The organism is Chitiniphilus eburneus (assembly GCF_005048205.1).
GTDB lineage: Bacteria > Pseudomonadota > Gammaproteobacteria > Burkholderiales > Chitinibacteraceae > Chitiniphilus > Chitiniphilus eburneus.
The window spans coordinates 234,383-251,759 of the sequence record NZ_SUMF01000003.1 but is presented as its reverse complement, the minus strand read 5'-3'; the positions used below and the strand labels follow the sequence as shown (position 1 = coordinate 251,759).

The 17,377-nt window shown below is 58.1% G+C and carries 25 protein-coding genes and 1 tRNA gene; 15 read left to right on the top strand and 11 right to left on the bottom strand.

Annotated elements, in window-relative coordinates; all coding sequences use genetic code 11:
* The 13 genes from FAZ21_RS06095 to FAZ21_RS06050 all read left to right on the top strand — a co-directional run.
* The coding region (locus FAZ21_RS06095; RefSeq protein ID WP_211243385.1) for a hypothetical protein at positions 1-633 on the top strand (633 nt) is incomplete at its 5' end.
* The gene (locus FAZ21_RS06090; protein ID WP_136772389.1) at positions 590-1,174 is read left to right on the top strand and encodes a hypothetical protein; all 585 of its coding nucleotides are present in this window, start codon (positions 590-592) and stop codon (positions 1,172-1,174) included. The genes FAZ21_RS06095 and FAZ21_RS06090, both read left to right, overlap by 44 nt.
* Complete coding sequence (locus tag FAZ21_RS06085) at positions 1,175-1,774, top strand: cytochrome c oxidase assembly factor Coa1 family protein (RefSeq protein ID WP_136772388.1); 600 nt, start codon at positions 1,175-1,177, stop codon at positions 1,772-1,774.
* Between the two features lie 220 nt (positions 1,775-1,994).
* A complete protein-coding gene (locus tag FAZ21_RS21335; RefSeq protein ID WP_444542046.1) occupies positions 1,995-2,240 on the top strand; it encodes a TreTu family toxin in 246 nt (81 codons plus the stop codon).
* A complete protein-coding gene (locus FAZ21_RS06080) occupies positions 2,227-2,529 on the top strand; it encodes an immunity protein TriTu family protein (RefSeq protein WP_136772387.1) in 303 nt (100 codons plus the stop codon). Before FAZ21_RS21335 ends, FAZ21_RS06080 begins: the two co-directional genes overlap by 14 nt.
* 412 nt (positions 2,530-2,941) lie before the next feature.
* A complete protein-coding gene (locus FAZ21_RS21035) occupies positions 2,942-3,076 on the top strand; it encodes a hypothetical protein (RefSeq protein WP_281279739.1) in 135 nt (44 codons plus the stop codon).
* The gene (locus tag FAZ21_RS06075) at positions 3,073-3,327 is read left to right on the top strand and encodes a hypothetical protein (RefSeq protein WP_136772386.1); all 255 of its coding nucleotides are present in this window, start codon (positions 3,073-3,075) and stop codon (positions 3,325-3,327) included. Before FAZ21_RS21035 ends, FAZ21_RS06075 begins: the two co-directional genes overlap by 4 nt.
* 503 nt (positions 3,328-3,830) lie before the next feature.
* Positions 3,831-3,965 (top strand): hypothetical protein, encoded by a 135-nt coding sequence (locus FAZ21_RS21030; RefSeq protein WP_281279738.1) that lies wholly within the window; start codon positions 3,831-3,833, stop codon positions 3,963-3,965.
* Positions 3,966-4,397: 432 nt separating this feature from the next.
* Positions 4,398-4,664, top strand: coding sequence for a hypothetical protein (locus FAZ21_RS06070; RefSeq protein ID WP_136772385.1), 267 nt, complete (start codon positions 4,398-4,400; stop codon positions 4,662-4,664).
* 174 nt (positions 4,665-4,838) lie between these two features.
* Positions 4,839-5,138 carry a hypothetical protein gene (locus FAZ21_RS06065; RefSeq protein WP_136772384.1) on the top strand — a complete coding sequence of 100 codons (300 nt, stop codon included), beginning with the start codon at positions 4,839-4,841 and terminating at the stop codon, positions 5,136-5,138.
* On the top strand, positions 5,135-5,521 hold the full coding sequence (locus tag FAZ21_RS06060) for an SCO4402 family protein (protein ID WP_136772383.1): 387 nt from the start codon (positions 5,135-5,137) through the stop codon (positions 5,519-5,521). Before FAZ21_RS06065 ends, FAZ21_RS06060 begins: the two co-directional genes overlap by 4 nt.
* 162 nt (positions 5,522-5,683) lie before the next feature.
* Positions 5,684-5,977 carry an immunity protein TriTu family protein gene (locus FAZ21_RS06055; RefSeq protein ID WP_136772382.1) on the top strand — a complete coding sequence of 98 codons (294 nt, stop codon included), beginning with the start codon at positions 5,684-5,686 and terminating at the stop codon, positions 5,975-5,977.
* 327 nt (positions 5,978-6,304) lie between these two features.
* On the top strand, positions 6,305-6,748 hold the full coding sequence (locus FAZ21_RS06050; protein WP_136772381.1) for a DUF3293 domain-containing protein: 444 nt from the start codon (positions 6,305-6,307) through the stop codon (positions 6,746-6,748).
* Here the strand turns inward: FAZ21_RS06050 and FAZ21_RS06045 are convergent, their stop codons facing one another.
* The 6 genes from FAZ21_RS06045 to FAZ21_RS06020 form a co-directional block, all read right to left on the bottom strand.
* Positions 6,749-7,768 (bottom strand): LacI family DNA-binding transcriptional regulator, encoded by a 1,020-nt coding sequence (locus FAZ21_RS06045; RefSeq protein ID WP_136772380.1) that lies wholly within the window; start codon positions 7,766-7,768, stop codon positions 6,749-6,751.
* Positions 7,769-7,911: 143 nt separating this feature from the next.
* Entirely contained in the window at positions 7,912-8,859 is a 948-nt protein-coding gene (gene rbsB / locus FAZ21_RS06040) for a ribose ABC transporter substrate-binding protein RbsB (RefSeq protein WP_136772379.1), read from the bottom strand.
* A 73-nt stretch (positions 8,860-8,932) separates the two neighbouring features.
* A complete protein-coding gene (locus tag FAZ21_RS06035; RefSeq protein WP_136772378.1) occupies positions 8,933-9,871 on the bottom strand; it encodes an ABC transporter permease in 939 nt (312 codons plus the stop codon).
* 22 nt (positions 9,872-9,893) lie between these two features.
* Positions 9,894-11,375 (bottom strand): sugar ABC transporter ATP-binding protein, encoded by a 1,482-nt coding sequence (locus FAZ21_RS06030; protein ID WP_136772377.1) that lies wholly within the window; start codon positions 11,373-11,375, stop codon positions 9,894-9,896.
* Between the two features lie 86 nt (positions 11,376-11,461).
* Positions 11,462-11,860: a D-ribose pyranase gene (gene rbsD, locus FAZ21_RS06025; RefSeq protein ID WP_136772376.1), complete on the bottom strand. Its 399-nt coding sequence runs from the start codon at positions 11,858-11,860 to the stop codon at positions 11,462-11,464.
* 2 nt (positions 11,861-11,862) lie between these two features.
* Positions 11,863-12,747 (bottom strand): ribokinase, encoded by an 885-nt coding sequence (locus FAZ21_RS06020; protein WP_136772375.1) that lies wholly within the window; start codon positions 12,745-12,747, stop codon positions 11,863-11,865.
* 358 nt (positions 12,748-13,105) lie between these two features.
* On the opposite strand from FAZ21_RS06020, the gene FAZ21_RS06015 reads away from it, so the two are divergent.
* Positions 13,106-13,196: transfer RNA gene (locus FAZ21_RS06015), tRNA-Ser, on the top strand.
* Positions 13,197-13,527: 331 nt separating this feature from the next.
* Here FAZ21_RS06015 and FAZ21_RS06010 read toward each other — a convergent pair.
* From FAZ21_RS06010 to FAZ21_RS05995, 5 genes are all read right to left on the bottom strand, one after another.
* Positions 13,528-14,235: an aldo/keto reductase gene (locus FAZ21_RS06010; RefSeq protein ID WP_211243384.1), complete on the bottom strand. Its 708-nt coding sequence runs from the start codon at positions 14,233-14,235 to the stop codon at positions 13,528-13,530.
* Positions 14,187-14,516, bottom strand: a complete 330-nt coding sequence (locus FAZ21_RS21025) for an aldo/keto reductase (RefSeq protein WP_211243383.1) — start codon at positions 14,514-14,516, stop codon at positions 14,187-14,189. Before FAZ21_RS21025 ends, FAZ21_RS06010 begins: the two co-directional genes overlap by 49 nt.
* 320 nt (positions 14,517-14,836) lie before the next feature.
* Complete coding sequence (locus tag FAZ21_RS06005; RefSeq protein ID WP_136772374.1) at positions 14,837-15,589, bottom strand: alpha/beta hydrolase; 753 nt, start codon at positions 15,587-15,589, stop codon at positions 14,837-14,839.
* 105 nt (positions 15,590-15,694) lie between these two features.
* On the bottom strand, positions 15,695-16,600 hold the full coding sequence (locus FAZ21_RS06000) for a helix-turn-helix domain-containing protein (protein ID WP_169307277.1): 906 nt from the start codon (positions 16,598-16,600) through the stop codon (positions 15,695-15,697).
* Between the two features lie 124 nt (positions 16,601-16,724).
* Positions 16,725-17,066, bottom strand: a complete 342-nt coding sequence (locus FAZ21_RS05995) for a zinc ribbon domain-containing protein YjdM (protein WP_136772372.1) — start codon at positions 17,064-17,066, stop codon at positions 16,725-16,727.
* A gap of 121 nt (positions 17,067-17,187) precedes the next feature.
* Here FAZ21_RS05995 and FAZ21_RS05990 point away from each other — a divergent pair, with 121 nt between their 5' ends.
* The gene (locus FAZ21_RS05990) at positions 17,188-17,376 is read left to right on the top strand and encodes a ribbon-helix-helix protein (protein WP_018748324.1); all 189 of its coding nucleotides are present in this window, start codon (positions 17,188-17,190) and stop codon (positions 17,374-17,376) included.
* The last annotated feature ends 1 nt before the right edge of the window (position 17,377 follow it).

The window sequence follows — 17,377 nt, the reverse complement described above, 5'->3', positions numbered from 1 at the left end:
GCTTCCAACCCGATCCATAGCTTTGGGCGCTATACCTATGCCAATAACAATCCGCTGAGGTATGTTGATCCGGATGGACGCTGGGCAGAGGATCTGGTTATTGGCATTCCCAGCCTCGCCGTAGGTTTATATAGTTTTTCGAATAATGTTTTGGCGGGGAGCTTCAGAGACGCAGCGGTAGACGCTGCCGGAATTGCCGGCGACCTTGCGGCAATTGCCACTCCTGGTGTACCTGGTGGAATTGCGATTGCTGCAACGCGCAATGCTTCCACTAACGTTGCTCTGGCTATATCTCGCAATAAAATGAGCCACATTTTGAATAGTCACACCGTCTCAAGAGTAAAGCAACAAGTTGGAAGACTGCTAGAGGCAAAGGGGAAAGATGCCGTTGAGAAAGAACTGGCCTCGAAAAGCTATTTTAACTCTTCATGGAGCGAAGCAGAGATAGAGGCGGCAGTACAAAAAGCATATGCTGAAGCAGTGGAAGCCGGCGTTAAGAGTGGCAAATTCTCAACAACCATAAATGGTGAAGTTGTAACGGTTGGCATGGCGGAAGGAAGATTAGGGTCTGCTTGGGGTTCTAATTCCTATGGCACAAAGGGTTATTCCTCCTCTGATTTTGGAGTTAAATAAATTGATTATAAATTTTACAATTGGCGACGAAGATGAATTTTTGCAAAATGCTTCAGTGGCAGACTTGGAAGATATTGAAATTTATGGCATGTTTGAAGTTTCGGGGGAGGGGGATTCTTATGGGATGACTCTTGATAAAGATGGGGGATATGTACCAAATTGGTATGTTTTGAGTGATCTCGCTTTGTTTTTTTTAAAATCGTGCCATGAACTAAGTAAAGGGAATAGAGTGGCATTTTGCGATCCGGGTCACCCAAATCTGTATTTGCTAATGAACCCCGTTGGTGGCGGAATTTCAATCGGAGTTGGTTTGCCAATTCAAAATAATTTCCTGTTTTCATCGAGCCTGAATTTGCAATGGGAGGAATTAAGTCATATTTCTACTGTGGGTTGCAAGGCTTACAAAGATATGGTTGTGGAGTTTGCTGAAAAGCTTTTGTGTGCGTTGGTGGAGATAAATCCGATATTAAAAAATAGCACTTTATTTAATCGAATTGAAGAAATGAAGACCGTATTGATTTTGGAAAATGGTGCGAGTTAATTGTGTGAGTTGGCAAATGAAGCTGCCCGCAACCTGCGCTGGGCCAGCCGCAACACCGCCAGCCAGATCGAATACCGCTACGACAGCGCCGGCACCCGCGTCCTCAGCCAGGGCAACGGCATCAACCGCCTCGAATTCACCGGCGCCGACGGCCTGCTGTACCAAGAGATCAACCTCACCACCGGCGCGACCAAAGACTTCATCTACCACGGCCGCACCAAAATGAAAACAAAATTCAAGTTTATTTTGATTTTTATTGCCTTGTTGGTAATTGTTTCGTATTTTGTTGGGTATGCAATTGCCGTCAACAGCAAGGCAAGTGAATCGGCTATTTCTTTTATAAAAAATTCTGAATTTGTTGGGGGTAAATTTGGAAAAATTGAAGATGTTAAATTGAATTTTTCTGGATATTCAATAAGAAAGGTTGGTCCTAAAGGAAATGCGGAACTTCTCTATGCAGTTAAGGGAAGTAAAAGAACAGGTGAGGTCAATGTTGAGCTTGAAAGCCACCTTTCTGATGAGTGGAATATTATAAAAATACGAGTTGTAGGGGAGACTTGGATTCCAAGTGAGCGCTCTCCGGAAGGTAGTTCCCACTAAATACCAAGGCGTATGTGGTCAGGCCACCAAACAGTTCAAGCTTAGATCTACGGTAGGCTAGCCCGAGGCAGACGTAGATAGTTGGCGCGCCAAGGAGTACGGTGGCTGAAGCCGAGGCGTGGGTCATCGAAACCCCAACTTGGCGTGGTGACCTGCTCCCTGCGATTAGTACGCTGACGATGTAGAGTCGGTTCCCAAGAAGAGCGGTCATGAAGAAGCGATTCACGGAAGAGCAGATTATTGGCGTGCTGAAGGAAGCCGAGGAAGGCCGGGAAGCTTATATGTTGAATTTAGCGTGCCAACATCTTCCCTTGGGCCGACAAATCAGGGTTGGGCTAATATTGTAGGGCGAAATGCCGCTGAAGGAAGATTGATGGCAAAAAAAGGGGGGTGTTCCGCAGATGCCGAGCGCGACAGATATTCAGTATGCTGCAACGAAAGTGAGGTGATACATGGATTTGAATGAATTTGTAGATTGGTGGGAAAAAAACAAAAAAAACTATCCTTCGATTGAAGAAAGTGAAATTACTTTCTCTCCTAAAGAGATTGATGAGTCATTGCGCGTGGAGTTGGATGGAATTGGTCTGATTGGACGAATAACACTTTGGGGTCGTGGGGATTTCGTTCTTGAAATTCTTGATTACGAAGACGCGAGTGATTTGTACACAATCTCTGGGTTTATGGAAAGTGTCAGTGAGATTGAGGGAAAATTCTCAGATTTTTTCTCTATTTTCGAAAGTAAGAAGGCTGGGTGAGTGCGGCAATGGGAGGGCGGCAGTATTACGCGTTGAACCTGCAAAAAAGCACCCGGAATCGCCTAACGACGTCGAGCGCTTGTTTATCTGGAGTGGGCGATGGGAGTCGAACCCATGGCATTGCTGGGCTTCGCTGAGGTGAACGGCACCGGGTGTTGATAGATTTTTGTAGAAGCTTCTACAATGGATGTGCCGAAAGCCTGGCAAAATCAAGCGTTGCGAATGCTCAAGCAACACCTTCGGTAACACCACGCAAGCCCTGTATTGATCGGGGCTCGCGTATCTGGGGCTTCTGCAACTCGCCAGAGGCAATGACGGCTTTGCTGACATTGAGTCTGTGGATGGCGATTTTGTAGAAGCCCTGAACTTTTTTAGGCCTCGATCTGGAACAAGGGATTGGAGGGGGCGCTGGATGCTGTATCAAGAGATCAATCTCAATACCGGCGCGATCAGAGACTTCACCTACCACGGCCGCGCCAAACTGGCGGATATCGAAGGCGCCACCATCACTTGCTATCAAAAAGGAACTGGGGGAGATAAGAGGTGAAAAAAGAGTATCGAGATTTTATCCATGGATGTGCTTTTGTCTTGAATATGATTTTTTTTGTAATTGTTTTGAATTTGTTGACGGACTCTTTTGGTGTGACCAATGAGTCAGTTGACTACGGTGGTTGGCTTGAATATGCTAAAATTTTCTTTTGTATAGCTGTTGCTGGATCAAGTTTCTTTCTTGTAGGGTTTTTTGTGGGCGGCGTGGCTTGGATTTTCGAGAAATTTGGGATAAATCCATATGCCTGAAAGCATGTTGATATTGGATTAATGCAAGCTGTGCAGGATACATCCAGGCTGGAGAGCGAGATCGGCTGGGCAATGCCGCTCGCAAGTTCAATACAACGCCTGTGGTCTTGCCTGAGCAGCCGTGGCGAAATTTGACGCAACGGCGAAGCCGGTTGTCGAGTGCCCCCCACCTTGCTATCGCAACGACCCTGCCGCAGTATGCTTTTAACCCCGTGGTCATGGCGTGGCGTCCCAAGCTGAACACTTGCTCGCCGCCGTCGCAAAGGCAGGCCAACGGCGGGAGCTCCTATCGCCAGCAGTACACCGCCTAGCCCCCCTTCGCGAAGGCCTGACCCAATACAACACCGCGCAGACGGCCTGTACCCAACAACTGGCGCAATATCAAACCGCACTGGCCGCCTACAATCAGGCCGTCGCCGCCAGTCAGCCGATGCTCGACAGCGTGGGTCTACGACAACGGTGATAACGCCGATTACAGCTACGGACATGCCCTCAATTACGACGTGCTGGACCGCCTGACTGTTGCCAACTCAACCACCTGGGGCAATGCCAGCATCAGCTACGACAGCAGCGGCAACCTCACCAACTGTGCCGACGGTCTGAGCTACCAATACGTCGCCGCCGGCAACCTGTGCTAGGCCACCCGCTGCCAGCCAGATCGCCTACACCTACGACGGTGCCGGCACCCGTGCCCTTAGCCAGGGCAATGGCATCAACCGCCTAGAATTTCAAAGTTCGATATTAAATGGGGTTCGATATGAACGAAGTTATGTTACGCATTATTTCTGGTGTTGGGTGATGGCGAAATTATTAACAATTGTTGGAATTAGTCCATATAGATAGTTGCCGCATCCAGGGGTGATCTGAGGCTCATGGCTAGAACAGGATGTTGGCAAAGGAGCTGACAACTGGATCATGGTGCGGTCATCATAAGAACACTCAGTGGTTCGCCGGCAAGCCCTTTGAGGACAAGATTGGGCTGCGCAGCATGCGGGCTGCCGCCCTTTGGCCAGTACCGGGCCGCTACAAATAGCGCTGCAATGATGGGCAAAATATTGGAACTTGGGGGGATGATGAAAGAGAAACCTTTGCAGGTAGGCTTGGGCAACAAGTCCGGGTGGTTGTCCAAAGTCATCCTCGAGCCTTGGGCCGAAGAGCTTGTCGTGCAAGCCGGTGACCAAATTCTGGTAACGGCGCAAGGACCGGGGGAAAAAATCGAAGTGGAGGTCGAAGAGGGGGAGGCTGTTCTTTACTGTTCCTCCGGCATGACCTTGATCGTTACGATCAACGGAAAAAGACTTGAAGGTATGGCGTGCAGCGCAATTCCCGCTCTCTGAGGCCTGCGCGCCCGGGCTATGAGTAGAGTTCGTGTAACGTATTCGACTGGGCTCGCTATACCTGAAGATTGCCATGGGTGCAATTAATGGGTCGATACAATCGAACTATATACTTTTTACGTCCTCTGCTTAAGTGAAACAACGCCACAGCAGGATTTACGATGGCTGGGGTGAATGCTGCCGGGGGGTAAAAAAATGAAAACACCAATTTTTGTCTTTTGCATTGCCTTTTTCATGGAGTCATCGGTTGTTTTGGGTTATGGTATTCCGGCTCTCTTTGGAAAAAACATTGTTGGTCTTGTTTTTGTTGAAATGGGTCTTGTGGTTGTTTTTAAATCGGCCATGGATTCGATATGTGAAGTAGATGGCTTGGGTGAAAAAATGGAAATTCTTTTCAATGCTTTACTTTCATTGCCCCTGGTGTTTAATGGGGCCCTTATTGTGCTGGTGCTTGGCGGACTGGTGAACGTATGAGTATGGAAATATCAAATACTTGGCGACGAAACGAGTTAAAGGTAAAGTTGGAATCCCTGTCGGATAGGGGTTATCAAGAGCGAGTTTGGGTGGAAGGGATTATGCCCCATGGTGTCGTTCACGACGATTTTGATCTGGCTGTGCATTTTATCTTTGACGACACAGACCTGGCGGATGATATACAATCCTGTATTGGTGAGTTCCTTTTCAACCAGTATGAAGTTGATTGTGTGGCGTTGGTGGTTAAAAGTATAGACGTGGTTTTTGATAGGTATGGAATAAATAGAAGCGATGGTTTTTATATAAAAACCCCTGAGTGGGATGATGTGGTGTTTTATGCGGGAAAGGCACTAAGCAAGTTAAATGAGCTTGATGAAAAATAAAGTCAAGGTTGTTGTTGATTCTGGTGGGAAAGGCTTGGCTCTTAAGGAGTCCAATCAAGGCTGAGTTAAGGTCTGATTATCCTCAGCCGCAGAAAGCAGACAGTTCCATAAATATAGAGTTCTACGAATATCCAGCATGCTCCGGAAAAAAAGATATGATCCATGGATTTGAACGAATTTGTAGCCTGGTGGGAGGAAAATAAAAAGCGCTATGCTTCAATTGAAAAAAGCGAGATTATTTTTTCGCCCAAGTCGGTGGATGATTCCTTGCGGCTGGAGTTGGACGGAAACGGTACGATGGGGCGGGCAACAGTTTGGGGGCGTGGGGATTTCGTTCTTGAAATTCTCGCTTTCGAAGATGGAAGTGATTTGTACATGGCTTCCGGCTTCTTGGAGAAGAGGGATGAAATTGAGGAGAAATTCGCAGATTTCTTCGCGGTTTTTGCAGGTGAATGAGTTGGTTTTCTCGCCTGGGCCACGATGCAGGTATGAATTAACGGGGTCGCCGCGCAAGCACTGGGGTTGGCCTCGCGGCTCTTGATGTCCAATATCGGCTCGGGGTTGGTCTAACCGGCGTTTGGGGCCAAGTGAATGTGATTCTTGGTGCCTGATGAATCGAAGATCCGCAGGCATCATGCATGGAAGGCGTGGTCTTGGGCTGTTGATGGGATCCTCTAAAGCCAATCAGCCCAGTAAAACCTGACGCTTGGATGCTCAAGTGGTACCTGAAACAAGTCTCCAGCCGGCTGCACATTGCCGGCTGTTTGGCCGGGGAGGGCGGTAATGGAGTCTGGCGAGCTGGAACAATGCTTCGGCGCCGCTTACCGCGCCACCCGCTATGTCGTGCCCTCACTTGCGCTCGCGCTGCGCATCGGTGCCACACATGCCGACCTGGATGCCGTGTTGCAACGGCATGGCGTGCGTTCCTGGGCGTTTGTCTCCGCCTGCAATCCCTATTCGGCGGCGCAACTTTGCGCGCATGAAAATCTGGCGCGCCATCAGAACCTGATCGATGTGGTGCGCCAATCGGGCTGGGTCTGCTTCGAAGGGGCGGGTGAGCCGCGTGGTGGCGATTGGGCTGCGGAGCCATCGCTGCTCATTCTCGGTATTGCGCGGGGTGACGCGATGGCCCTGGGCGAGCGCTTCGAGCAGAACGCGGTGGTGTTTGGCGACATGGGCGGGGTTGCCGAACTGCTCTGGTGCCGGCCCGCGTCACGGTCCGGATGATCAGGCGCCGGTTGCCGCCGCAGCCCCGCGTCGGCGCAATCGTGCCGGTACCTGGAGGCTGTGGGCCGGTGTGCCCGCCAGCAGGGCCTGGATCAGTGCCAGGCTGTGCTCGGCCAACTGCCCGCTGTCCTGGGCCACCGCGTCGATGGGCAGGGGCAGGCAGTCGAGCAGCGGATGGTCGTCGAAAGTGATCAGCCTGGGCGCGCTGGCCAGTCGGTGTTGTGCGATCAGCTCCGCCAGAACCCCTTCCAGCAGGGTGATCGATCCGGTGAACACCGCTTGCGGGTCGCGGCCATGCGCTGCGTGCCAGTCCGCGAACAAAGCCTGGCCGGAGTCGCGGCGATAGTCGCGTTGATGAACCCAGTCCGTCTGTTCGGCTTTGCCTGCCGCCGTCAGCGCGGCCCGATAACCGGCCAGCCGGTCGCGGCTGGGCGATAGCTCCGACTGGCCGCCCAGATACACCACCTCGTCCACGCCTTGCGCTAGCACGGTGCCTACCAGTTCCGTCACGGAACCGATCGCGTCGGTCACCACCCAGGGGATGTCGCAGTTTTCGATGCGCCGGTCGGCAAACACCAGCGGCACGCGCCTGGCCCAGGGCTGATAGCGCGCGGGGTCGCCGGCGGCGGGCACGACGATCAGCCCTTCCACTTGCCGCGCCAACAGTTGGGTGAGGCCTTCGGCTTCGCAGTCGGGGTCGTCGTCGCTGGTCACGATCAGCAACTGGTAGCCGGCTGCACGGCTTTGTGTTTCCAGCGCCTGCGCCAGGCTGGCATGGGCGAAATTGGTCAGTTCGGGAATCACCAGCCCCAGGGTGCCGGTCTTGTGGCTGCGCAGCGCACGCGCCGATTGCGATGGCGAGAAGTGGTGTTCGGCGGCCACGGCTAGTACGCGCTCCACCGTCGCGCGGGCGATCCGGTAGCGTTCGGCATGGCCGTTGAGCACCATGCTGGCGGTGGTGCGCGATACGTTGGCCAGGCGCGCGATGTCGTCGATGGTCAGGCGTTCGAACTGGCTCACGGTATTTGGCCTCGGAGCAGGCGCCATGCGAAAAGGGGTGCCAGTGTAGCGCATGGTGCAAAAAGACCGGCGCTGGGCCGGCCCTGTGCCAGGCGGGAAAGTACCCGGCGCCGCCTGTTGCAACGGTGCCGGGCAGGCCTGTCTTACTTGGTCACGAGTTCCAGCGGCACGGGGATGTTCTTTTCCACCGGCTTGCCATCGAGCACCAGGCGGGCGGCTTCCACACCCATCTTGCCGATCAGCTCCGGCTTTTGCTGCACGGTGGCCGACATTTGCCCGGCCTTGACCGCGGCGATCGCATCGGCGGTGGCGTCGAAGCCAACCACGACCACGTTCTTCAGGCCGGCGGCCTCGATGGCCTTGAGCGCGCCGAGGGCCATTTCGTCGTTGTGCGCGAACACGCCCTGCACATCCTTGTTGCCCTGCAGGATGTTCTCCATCACCGACAGGCCCTTGGCGCGGTCGAAGTCGGCGGGCTGCTTGGCGACCAGCTTCACGTCGGCCTTGCCGTCGACCACCGAATGGAAGCCCTCGCCACGTTCACGTGCGGCGGACGAGCCGGGCAGGCCTTCCAGTTCCACCACGTTGCCCTTGCCACCGATGCGGTCGAGCAGGAAGTCGGCCGCCATCTTGCCGCCCGCCTTGTTATCCGAGGCGATATGCGAGGTGACTTCGGCACCGTTCACGCTACGGTCGAGCGAAATCACTGCGATACCCGCCGCCGTGGCCTGCTTGACCACGTTGGCCACCGCATCCGAATCGGTCGGGTTGAGCAGGATGACCCTGACCTTTTTCTGGATCAGGTCTTCCACGCTGGCGATCTGCTTGGCCGGGTCGTCCTGCGCATCGACGCTGATCAGCGTGATGCCGGCAGCCTTGGCTTCCTTCTCCGCGCCGTCGCGCAGGCTGACGAAGAATGGGTTGTTCAGGGTCGAGATCGACAGGCCGACCGAATTGCCGCCTTCCGCAGCGGCGGGAGCCGGCCCCGATGCGCCGGTGGCGGCCGATTGGGTATCCGGGCCCTGCTTGGAGCAGGCGACAAGCCCGATGGCCAGCAGACCGGCGAGCAGGGAGGGGATCAAGCGTTTCATGGTTCGACTCCTCGGAAGAGGTTGGTTTATATGCCCGCGAGGGCCGGTTCACAGCAAAAGCGATGAAAAGCCGTTACTTCTTGCTGCCGCGATCGATCAGCACCGCCAGCAGGATCACGCTGCCCTTGATGACCTGCTGGTAGAACGACGACACGCCCAGCAGGTTGAGGCCATTGTTCAGCACACCGATCAGCAGCACGCCGACCAGCGTGCCGAAGATCCAGCCTCGCCCGCCGGCCAGGCTGGTGCCGCCCAGCACCACGGCCGCGATGGCATCCAGTTCGTAACCCATGCCCGCGGTGGGCTGGGCCGAGTTCAGCCGGGAGGTCAGCACCATGCCGGCCATGGCCGCCATCGCACCGGAGATGGTGTACACGCCGATCTGCACGCGGTCGGTCTTCACACCCGAGAGCAGCGCGGCCTCCGCGTTGCCGCCGGTGGCATAGACATGGCGGCCGAACACGGTCTTCTTCAGCACGAACCAGAACAGCGCGAACATCAGCAGCGTCCACACCACCGGTACCGGGATCAGGCCGGCGACGTACCCGCCGCCCAGCATCGAGAAAAAATCGCTCTGGAAGCCGGTGATCGGGCTGCCGTTGGAGAACACCAGCGACAGGCCGCGCAGCACGGTCATCATGCCGAGCGTGGCAATAAAGGGCGCTACCTTGCCCTTGGCCACGATCAACCCATTCACGCACCCCATGACGGCACCGGCGAATACGCCGGCCAGCGTGGCGAACATGGGGTCGTAGCCGGCACGCATCATCATCGCGGTGAGCACCGATGCCAGCGCCAGGATGGATCCGACCGACAGGTCGATGCCGCCGAGCAGGATCACCAGCGTCATGCCAAAGGCGATCAGCGCATTGATCGATACCTGGCGCAGCACATTCATCAGGTTGCCGACGGTGAGGAAGTCCGGACTCATGAAGGCAAGGCCGGCGCCCACCAGCAGCAGTGCGAGGAAGGGGCCGAGTTTTTGCAGCGTGGCTTTTTGTTGCGGGGTCATGGTGGTCGCTCTCTTGGTAGGCTCAGTTGCCGCCGGTGGCGGCGGTCATGATGGTTTCCTGGGTGGCATCGGCGGCGGAGAAAATGCCGGCCTGTCGCCCCTGGTGCATCACCAGAATGCGATCGCTCATCGCCAGGACCTCCGGCAGTTCGGACGACACCATCACGATCGCCACGCCCGCGGCGGCCAGTCGATTGATGATGTGGTAGATCTCGGCCTTGCCGCCCACGTCCACGCCGCGCGTGGGCTCGTCCAGCAGCAGCACCTTGGGCGGGTTGGCCAGCCATTTCGCGAAAACCACCTTCTGCTGGTTGCCTCCCGATAGCGATTTCACGTCCAGCTCCGCATCCCGGGTGCGGATATGCAGTTCATCCACCAGCCGGGCGACGGCCGCGCTTTCGGCCCGGCCATTGACCACGCCGCCGTGGGCATAGCGGGAAAGGTGAACCAGCGTGGCGTTCTCGCGCACCGACATTCCCAGCACCAGCCCCTGGCTCTTGCGGTCTTCGGTGACGAAACCGATGCCGGCGGCAATGGCCTGGGAAGGCGTGCGCGCGACCAGTGCCTGGCCATCCAGCATGACCTCGCCATGGGTGCGGCGATTCACGCCGAACAGAGTCTTAAGGATTTCGCTACGCCCGGCGCCCATCAGGCCCGCGACGCCGAGCACTTCGCCGGCATGCACTTCGAAGCCGATACCGGCGATATTGCCCTGATCGGCCAGATCGTTGACGGCCAGCCGCACCGTGCCGATCTCCACCGCGCGCTTGGGAAAGCGGTCGCCCAGTTCGCGGCCCACCATCAGCCGCACGATCTCGTCGAAACCGGTTTCCGCGATCACGCGCTCGCCGACGAACTGCCCGTCGCGCAGCACGGAAATCTTGTCGCTGACGCGGAAGATTTCCTCCATGCGGTGCGACACATAGACGATGGCCACACCCTTGGCCTTGAGGTCGGCCATGATGCCGAACAGCTTTTCGATCTCCCGTTCGGTCAGCGCCGCGGTCGGCTCGTCCATGATCAGCACCTGCGCGTTCAGCGATAGCGCCTTGGCGATTTCCACCATCTGCTGCTGGCCGATGGAGAGCTTGCCCGCCTCGATGTCGGGATCGATCTGCCCGGCGCCGACCAGCGCCAGCCAGTGCTGTGTCTCCCGGCGCATGCGGCCGCTGTCGATCACGCCGAAACGGCGCGGCTCGCGCGCCAGGAACAGGTTTTCCATCACCGACAACTGCGGGATCAGGTTCAGCTCCTGGTGGATGATGGCGATGCCCAGGTGTTCCGAATCGGTAGTGGAATGGATCTGCACCGCGTGACCATCCACCTCGATGGTGCCGGCATCGGCCTGGTAGACGCCGCAGAGGATTTTCATCAGCGTGGATTTGCCCGCGCCGTTTTCGCCCATCAGCGCGTGGATTTCCCCCGCCGCCAGGGCGAAATCGACCCCCTCGAGCACCTTTACCGGCCCGAAGGCCTTGCTGATGCCACTCATCTTGATCTGCATGTTGCTCGACTCCTTGCCGCCCTCAGGGCGCCTGGATGACGCACTCCCGTCTGCCCGCCGCTGCGTCGTCGCGGCGGGGGGCGGCGTCAGAAAATCACGCCGGAATAAAGAACCGCATTGGCGTAGGGGGTGGCCTCGCCGGTGCGGATCACCGCCTTGGCGTTGCGCGTCAGCGCCTTGAACTGCTCATGCGGAACGAATTCCACCTGGACGTTTTCGCGCGCCAGCGACGATGCGCGCTCGGCAACTTCCGCGTTGTGATCCAGGCATTCATTGGCGAATACCGCGCGCTCCACTTGCAGATCGGCCAGCACGGTATCCAGTACCTGCAAAAAGCGCGGTACACCGATCTTCAGCGACAGGTCGATGCATTCCACGCCCGGCGGTATCGGCAGGCCGCAATCGGCGATCACGATGCAGTCGGTATGGCCCATTCCCGCCAGGACGCGGCTGATGTCGCGATTCAGGTGACCGGTCTTTTTCATGGTCATGCTCCAAGAAAGCTGCGTAACTCAGCGAGCGTCGGCATCCCGCCCTGCGCTCCGGGCCTGGTCACCGACAATGCCCCCGCAGCGCAGGCGTGGCGGATGGCTTCCGGCAGGCCCAGGTGCCAGAACGCGGCCAGCGCACCGTTGAAGGTGTCGCCGGCGCCGGTGGTGTCGACCGGCGTGACCGGAAACGCTGGCTGGCGGTGTACTGTGCCGGCGGCATCCGTATGAAAGGCGCCTTGCGAGCCCTTGGTCATGACCACGCGGCCGGGCAGGGCGGACAGCAGCGTTTGCCAGTCGGCGTCGGGACGGCCGAGTGCGGTGGCGAGTTCGAATTCATTGGGGGTCAGCAGGGTGCATTGCGCCAGCAACGGCTCCGGCAGGCGGGCGGCTGGGGCGGGGTTGAGCACGAATGGCTTGCCGTGGCGCGTGGCCAGCGCCGCCGCATGCTCCACGGTGGCAAGCGGGGTTTCCAGTTGAGCCAGCACCACATCGGCATCGGCGAACGCCGCTTCGGCGGTGTCCAGATCGGCGGGGGTCAGCAAGGCGTTGGCACCGGGAACCACGATGATCGCGTTGTCGGCCTGGCAGAGCGTGATTGCCGCAATCCCGGTGGCGGAATCGCTGACGCCAAGCCAGCGGGTATCGATGCCTTCCGCCTTCAGCCCGGCAGCCAGTTGCTGGCCGAACGCATCGTTGCCCACCCGTCCGAGCATGATCACTTCCGCCCCGAGGCGGGCCGCCGCGACCGCCTGATTGGCACCTTTGCCGCCGGGGTGCGTGGCAAAGCCCTGGCCGAACAGCGTTTCGCCCAATCGCGGAAAGGCGGCGGTTTCCACCACCAGATCCATGTTGATGCTGCCTACCACCAGTACCTTGGCCATCGTGCCTTCCTTTGGTGCGCTGCGACGGGTTACGCGGTGATGCTGTTTTATCGCATCCGAAGCGTTGCTAAAACGTAATCAGCAAGTGGATTTCTTTATAACAGAGGAATGTAGTTTTTGGAACGGCACTACGTGAATTACCTTATGAACCGCTTTGGTGCACCGACGAGGTCGCTCCGCCGCCGTGTGCGGTGAGGTAGTTATGCGCATGGACGGCCTGGTAGGGAATGGCGGCGTCATGGATGAGCGGATGAATGGGCAAAACGGGGCGGAAGTGGCTGACTCGCCCCGTCAAAAAAAGCCCGGAAATCACTCTTGGCAATGCCAGGCGGCTGGCGTATAGTTCGGCCTCCACTGCGGAGAGATGGATGAGTGGTTTAAGTCGCACGCCTGGAAAGCGTGTATAGGTTAATAGCCTATCGGGGGTTCGAATCCCCCTCTCTCCGCCAAAGATCAAAGCAGGAAGCCCCGAGGAATCGGGGCTTTTTTGTTTTCTGGTTGGCCGGCGCACCATTGGTATGCCCTTTGCGGTTGCAGCTGGCCGTTCCGAAGCTTCATTGGCAAGGCTGCACTGGCCCTCGAGGTCGGTCGCCTCCCGGTCTGCCCGGCCTTGTCGGCCCTTGCCCAATCATTTCCCCCCCCCCAGGTAGCCCAGCGCCTTCCGGTAGTGCTGCGAGTTTCAAACCCCCCGGCATAAGCCACCGCTACTCCATCGGTAGTGGGAGGCGTGCGTTTTTTTGCAGACTTCAGCCCCGGCTCCCGGCCGCTGCGCGCTGAGGGTCAGCGGCCCGTAGTCGCCATCAGGTGTGCCGGATAGCGTTCGCCTTCGACGTCGATGGCGGTGAGGGCCTCGGCGATGGTGGCAAGATCGGTCGGGGTGAGTTCCACGTTGGCGGCGGCGATGTTCTCTTCCAGTCGATGCAGTTTGGTCGTGCCGGGGATGGGCACGATCCATGGTTTCTGCGCCAGCAGCCATGCCAGTGCGATCTGCGCGGGTGTCGCCGCCTTTGCTTCGGCGATGCGGCGCAGCAGGTCGATCAATGCCTGATTCTTTTCCATCGCTTCGGGTGTGAAGCGCGGCAGTTGCTTGCGAAAATCATCTTCGCCGATCGGCGTGTCCTTGCTCATCGCGCCGGTCAGGAATCCTTTGCCGAGCGGGCTGTAGGGAACGAGGCCGATGCCAAGTTCCTCGCAGGCCTCCAGGATGCCATTGGTATCCGGCCCGCGCGTCCACAGCGAGTACTCGTTCTGCAATGCCGAAATCGGCTGGACGGCATGGGCGCGGCGGGCGGTGGCCGCGCTCGGTTCGGACATCCCGAAGTGCCGAACCTTGCCTGCGTCGATCAGCGCTTTCACCGTACCCGCCACGTCTTCGATCGGCACGTCGGGATCGACCCGGTGCTGGTAGAAAAGGTCGATGGTGTCGATGCCGAGCCGCTTCAAGGATGCATCGGCCACTTGCCTGATGTGCTCGGGCCGGCTGTCCATGCCGGCCATCTTTCATCGACGATGTTGAAGCCGAACTTGGTGGCGATTACCACTTGGTCGCGCACGGGGCGCAGTGCCTGGCCGACGATTTCCTCGTTGGTGAAAGGACCATAGACCTCGGCTGTATCGAAGAAGGTGACGCCCCGATCCACCGCTTGCCGGATCAGCGTAATGCTCTCTTCCCTGGTGAGCTTGTGGGTATAGCTGAAGTCCAGCCCCATGCAGCCGAAGCCGATGGTGGATACCTCAAGGCCGTTCGTTCCGAGTTTGCGTGTTTTCATCCCTGTTCCTCTCGCCGGAATTGGTCGTCATGCAGGCGGGCCTCAGCGTGTGAGCCGATCATCGATTGCCATAGGTATAGTGGTGATTGGTGGGCTGAGCCGTGCATTTCGACTGGAGGCTATCGCACCAATGGGGTGGGCTGGATTCCGGGTGGTGATGGCACCTGTATGCAGGTCTACAGTTGTGCTTGCCCGATGACGGGGAAGCGACGCCTTTACAAGAAATCAAGCAAAGAGCCCTGAGCAATTCAGGGCTTTTTGTTTTGCTGCTGTTGACGAATGCCCCTGGTTTCCCAGCATCGGTCATCAAGTAGCCCGGGTCAGGGCGTGGGCACGGCTTGCTTGAGGAAAGCCACGATCTTCTGTTGGGTTTCCTCCCCGTCGCGGCTGACGAACATGTCCGGGCCGCGCCCGCCGCTTTCGGAGATCAGCAACTGCTTGGGATCGGCGGCGGCGCTTTCCATGCGCATGACGCTGTCCATGGTGCCGTCGTAGCGCGCCGCGACAAACAGCTTGGGCGCGGCGATGGCCTTCAGATCGTCATCGCTGGCTTTCAAGCCTTCGAACGAAGAGATGAAAGTCATCAGCACTACGGCCTGCGGTTTGGTGGCGGCAGCGGCGGGCACGGTGGCGATGCTGCCGATGCAGGCGCCCATCAGTGCCACTTTGTCGGCACCCTGGGCTCGGGCATAGGCCACCGCGGCCTTCAGATCGCGGTCCAGTTGCGCGTAGACGCGCTGGCCGCCCGAATCGCCGTAGCCCCGGAAGTCGTAGGTCAGCACGGTATAGCCTTCATCAGCCAGGCGGGCGGCGAAGCGCTCCCACGCGGTCTGATCGCGATCGTGTTGATGGGACAGGATCACCCACGCCGCGCCGGGCTTGCCGAATACCCGCCCCGCCAGCGGCACGCCGTCCTCGGTGGTGAACGAAACCTTGGCGAATTCGGGCGGCGCTTCTTCCTGCACGGCCGGCACCACTACCGTTGCCTGCTTGGGTTTCTTGCTCGCCGCCCATGCCTGGCTGGAGCCACAGGCGACCAAAGCGATGAGCATCAGATTGAGCCACTTGTTCATGTCGTACCCCTTGTCGAGAATGTGCCTCGACGATACGACGCACCCCGCCTGGAGGGCAGGATGGGGTGGCAATGAAATTGTGCGAAACGACAATGGTTGTGTCGTTTACATCCAGTTGTGCGCGGTGCGGTAGTCGCGCGGCGTGCTGCCGGTGAACTGCCGGAAAATGCGGCTGAAATGGCTGGGGTTCTCGTATCCGACGCGCGTCATGATCTCGCCTACCGGCAATAGCGTGTCGCGCAGCAGCGCGGCGGCGGTATCCATGCGCAGGCGGATCACATAGTCGTGCACGCTGGCGCCAGTGAGATTGCGAAAGTGCACATTCAGCGAAGTGCGGTTGCTGCCGCACCAGCGCGCCAGCTCGGCAATGGTGAAGCGGGTGTGATAGCGCTCGTGGACCAACAACAATGCATCATCCAATCGATTGGCCTGGGAGGGCAGCGCCAGGGTGGCGGCTTGGTTGGCGGCCTGGTTGGCGGCGCGCAGGCAGAACAGCAGTTCGAACAGCCAGGAGCGGGTGCGACAGGGCCAGCTTTGGTCGGGCTGGCTGGCCGCCTCGTTGGCGATGTTGGCGACCAGTTGGCGCAGGTGGCGGGCCTGCTGCGGCGACAGCTTGAGGATCCGGCGCGCTGGGTCGGGTGGCAGCAGGGGTTGTAGCAGATAGAAATCGTATTCCAGCGTGCCGCTGAACCCAGGGGAGGCCCCATGCAGGTTTTCCAGGGTGAACGCGGAATTGATGATGCCGGGATGGAAATAGACGGTTTCAATCGCCAGCCCCTGCGTGCGATCCAACTGGGGCCGCTCGCGGTCGTCCAGCAGCAGGACCGCAGGGGCGCCCAGCAAGAGCCGCTGGCCGTTCAGCGTCACTGTGGCGCTGCCTGAATGGATCAGACAGATCGCAAAGCGCGGGGCGTCGGGCTGCGCTGGCTCCGCGGCTTGCGCGGATACGCACACCGGCAGCACATAGCCGGGCAAATTTTGGCGACCGATGACCGATAAGGGTGCGTTCATGGGGCCAGCGCGATAGTTCCAGAGAGCCATATTCTTGCGCGACACTTGTGCATTGTCGCCTCGCTGAACAGGTGGTTCGTTTCCTTTGCGGATGAGAGGCCACTGCGCTTTGATGACTTGGGACTCATGCCTTTTTGACGAATTCCGACTTGAGCTGCATCGCGCCGATGCCTTCGATGCGGCAGTCGATGTCATGATCGCCATCGACCAGACGTATCCCCTTTACCTTGGTCCCGACCTTGACCACCAACGACGAGCCCTTGACCTTCAGATCCTTGATGACGGTGATGCTGTCGCCGTCGTTGAGGACATTGCCGTAGGCGTCGCGCACTACGCGTTGCGTGTCGGCTTCAGGCGTATCGGTTTCCGGGGCCCATTCGTGGGCGCATTCCGGGCAAATGTAGAGGGCGCCATCCTGGTAGGTATATCCGGATTGGCATTGCGGGCAGGGGGGAAGGGTACTCACGGACGATCTCCTTGAAGTTGAGGCACAATGGACGCAAGGCGCGGCACACGGGTGGGTGCTGTATGCGGCATGTGCATTGGATTACAATTCAACGCACATCCATTCGGAGTGTGTGTGAACGATGGAAGCCAAGACCGCGCGCCTGACGGTGCTGATCGATCCGGCCAAGAAAAAAGCCTTTGAAGACCTGTGTGCCGCACAGGATCTCAATACCTCTCAGGTAGTCCGCCAGTTGATTCGGGACTACCTCGCCAAGCATGGCGTGGAATACGGCGATGCCGCGTCGCGCGCCAACCCGCGCGTGAAATAGC

Bases quoted from the DNA above. Each gene is read 5' to 3' on its own strand.
- FAZ21_RS05990 (WP_018748324.1), top strand. From the start codon at position 17,188: ATGGAAGCCAAGACCGCGCGCCTGACGGTGCTGATCGATCCGGCCAAG.
- FAZ21_RS06030 (WP_136772377.1), bottom strand. From the start codon at position 11,375: ATGCAGATCAAGATGAGTGGCATCAGCAAGGCCTTCGGGCCGGTAAAG.
- FAZ21_RS06020 (WP_136772375.1), bottom strand. From the start codon at position 12,747: ATGGCCAAGGTACTGGTGGTAGGCAGCATCAACATGGATCTGGTGGTG.
- FAZ21_RS06080 (WP_136772387.1), top strand. From the start codon at position 2,227: ATGGATTTGAATGAATTTGTAGATTGGTGGGAAAAAAACAAAAAAAAC.
- FAZ21_RS06010 (WP_211243384.1), bottom strand. From the start codon at position 14,235: ATGGACAGCCGGCCCGAGCACATCAGGCAAGTGGCCGATGCATCCTTG.
- FAZ21_RS06055 (WP_136772382.1), top strand. From the start codon at position 5,684: ATGGATTTGAACGAATTTGTAGCCTGGTGGGAGGAAAATAAAAAGCGC.
- FAZ21_RS21035 (WP_281279739.1), top strand. From the start codon at position 2,942: ATGCTGTATCAAGAGATCAATCTCAATACCGGCGCGATCAGAGACTTC.
- FAZ21_RS06070 (WP_136772385.1), top strand. From the start codon at position 4,398: ATGATGAAAGAGAAACCTTTGCAGGTAGGCTTGGGCAACAAGTCCGGG.
- FAZ21_RS06050 (WP_136772381.1), top strand. From the start codon at position 6,305: ATGGAGTCTGGCGAGCTGGAACAATGCTTCGGCGCCGCTTACCGCGCC.
- FAZ21_RS06000 (WP_169307277.1), bottom strand. From the start codon at position 16,600: ATGAACGCACCCTTATCGGTCATCGGTCGCCAAAATTTGCCCGGCTAT.
- FAZ21_RS06060 (WP_136772383.1), top strand. From the start codon at position 5,135: ATGAGTATGGAAATATCAAATACTTGGCGACGAAACGAGTTAAAGGTA.
- rbsD (WP_136772376.1), bottom strand. From the start codon at position 11,860: ATGAAAAAGACCGGTCACCTGAATCGCGACATCAGCCGCGTCCTGGCG.
- FAZ21_RS21025 (WP_211243383.1), bottom strand. From the start codon at position 14,516: ATGAAAACACGCAAACTCGGAACGAACGGCCTTGAGGTATCCACCATC.
- FAZ21_RS06090 (WP_136772389.1), top strand. From the start codon at position 590: ATGGCACAAAGGGTTATTCCTCCTCTGATTTTGGAGTTAAATAAATTG.
- FAZ21_RS06005 (WP_136772374.1), bottom strand. From the start codon at position 15,589: ATGAACAAGTGGCTCAATCTGATGCTCATCGCTTTGGTCGCCTGTGGC.
- rbsB (WP_136772379.1), bottom strand. From the start codon at position 8,859: ATGAAACGCTTGATCCCCTCCCTGCTCGCCGGTCTGCTGGCCATCGGG.
- FAZ21_RS06065 (WP_136772384.1), top strand. From the start codon at position 4,839: ATGCTGCCGGGGGGTAAAAAAATGAAAACACCAATTTTTGTCTTTTGC.
- FAZ21_RS06035 (WP_136772378.1), bottom strand. From the start codon at position 9,871: ATGACCCCGCAACAAAAAGCCACGCTGCAAAAACTCGGCCCCTTCCTC.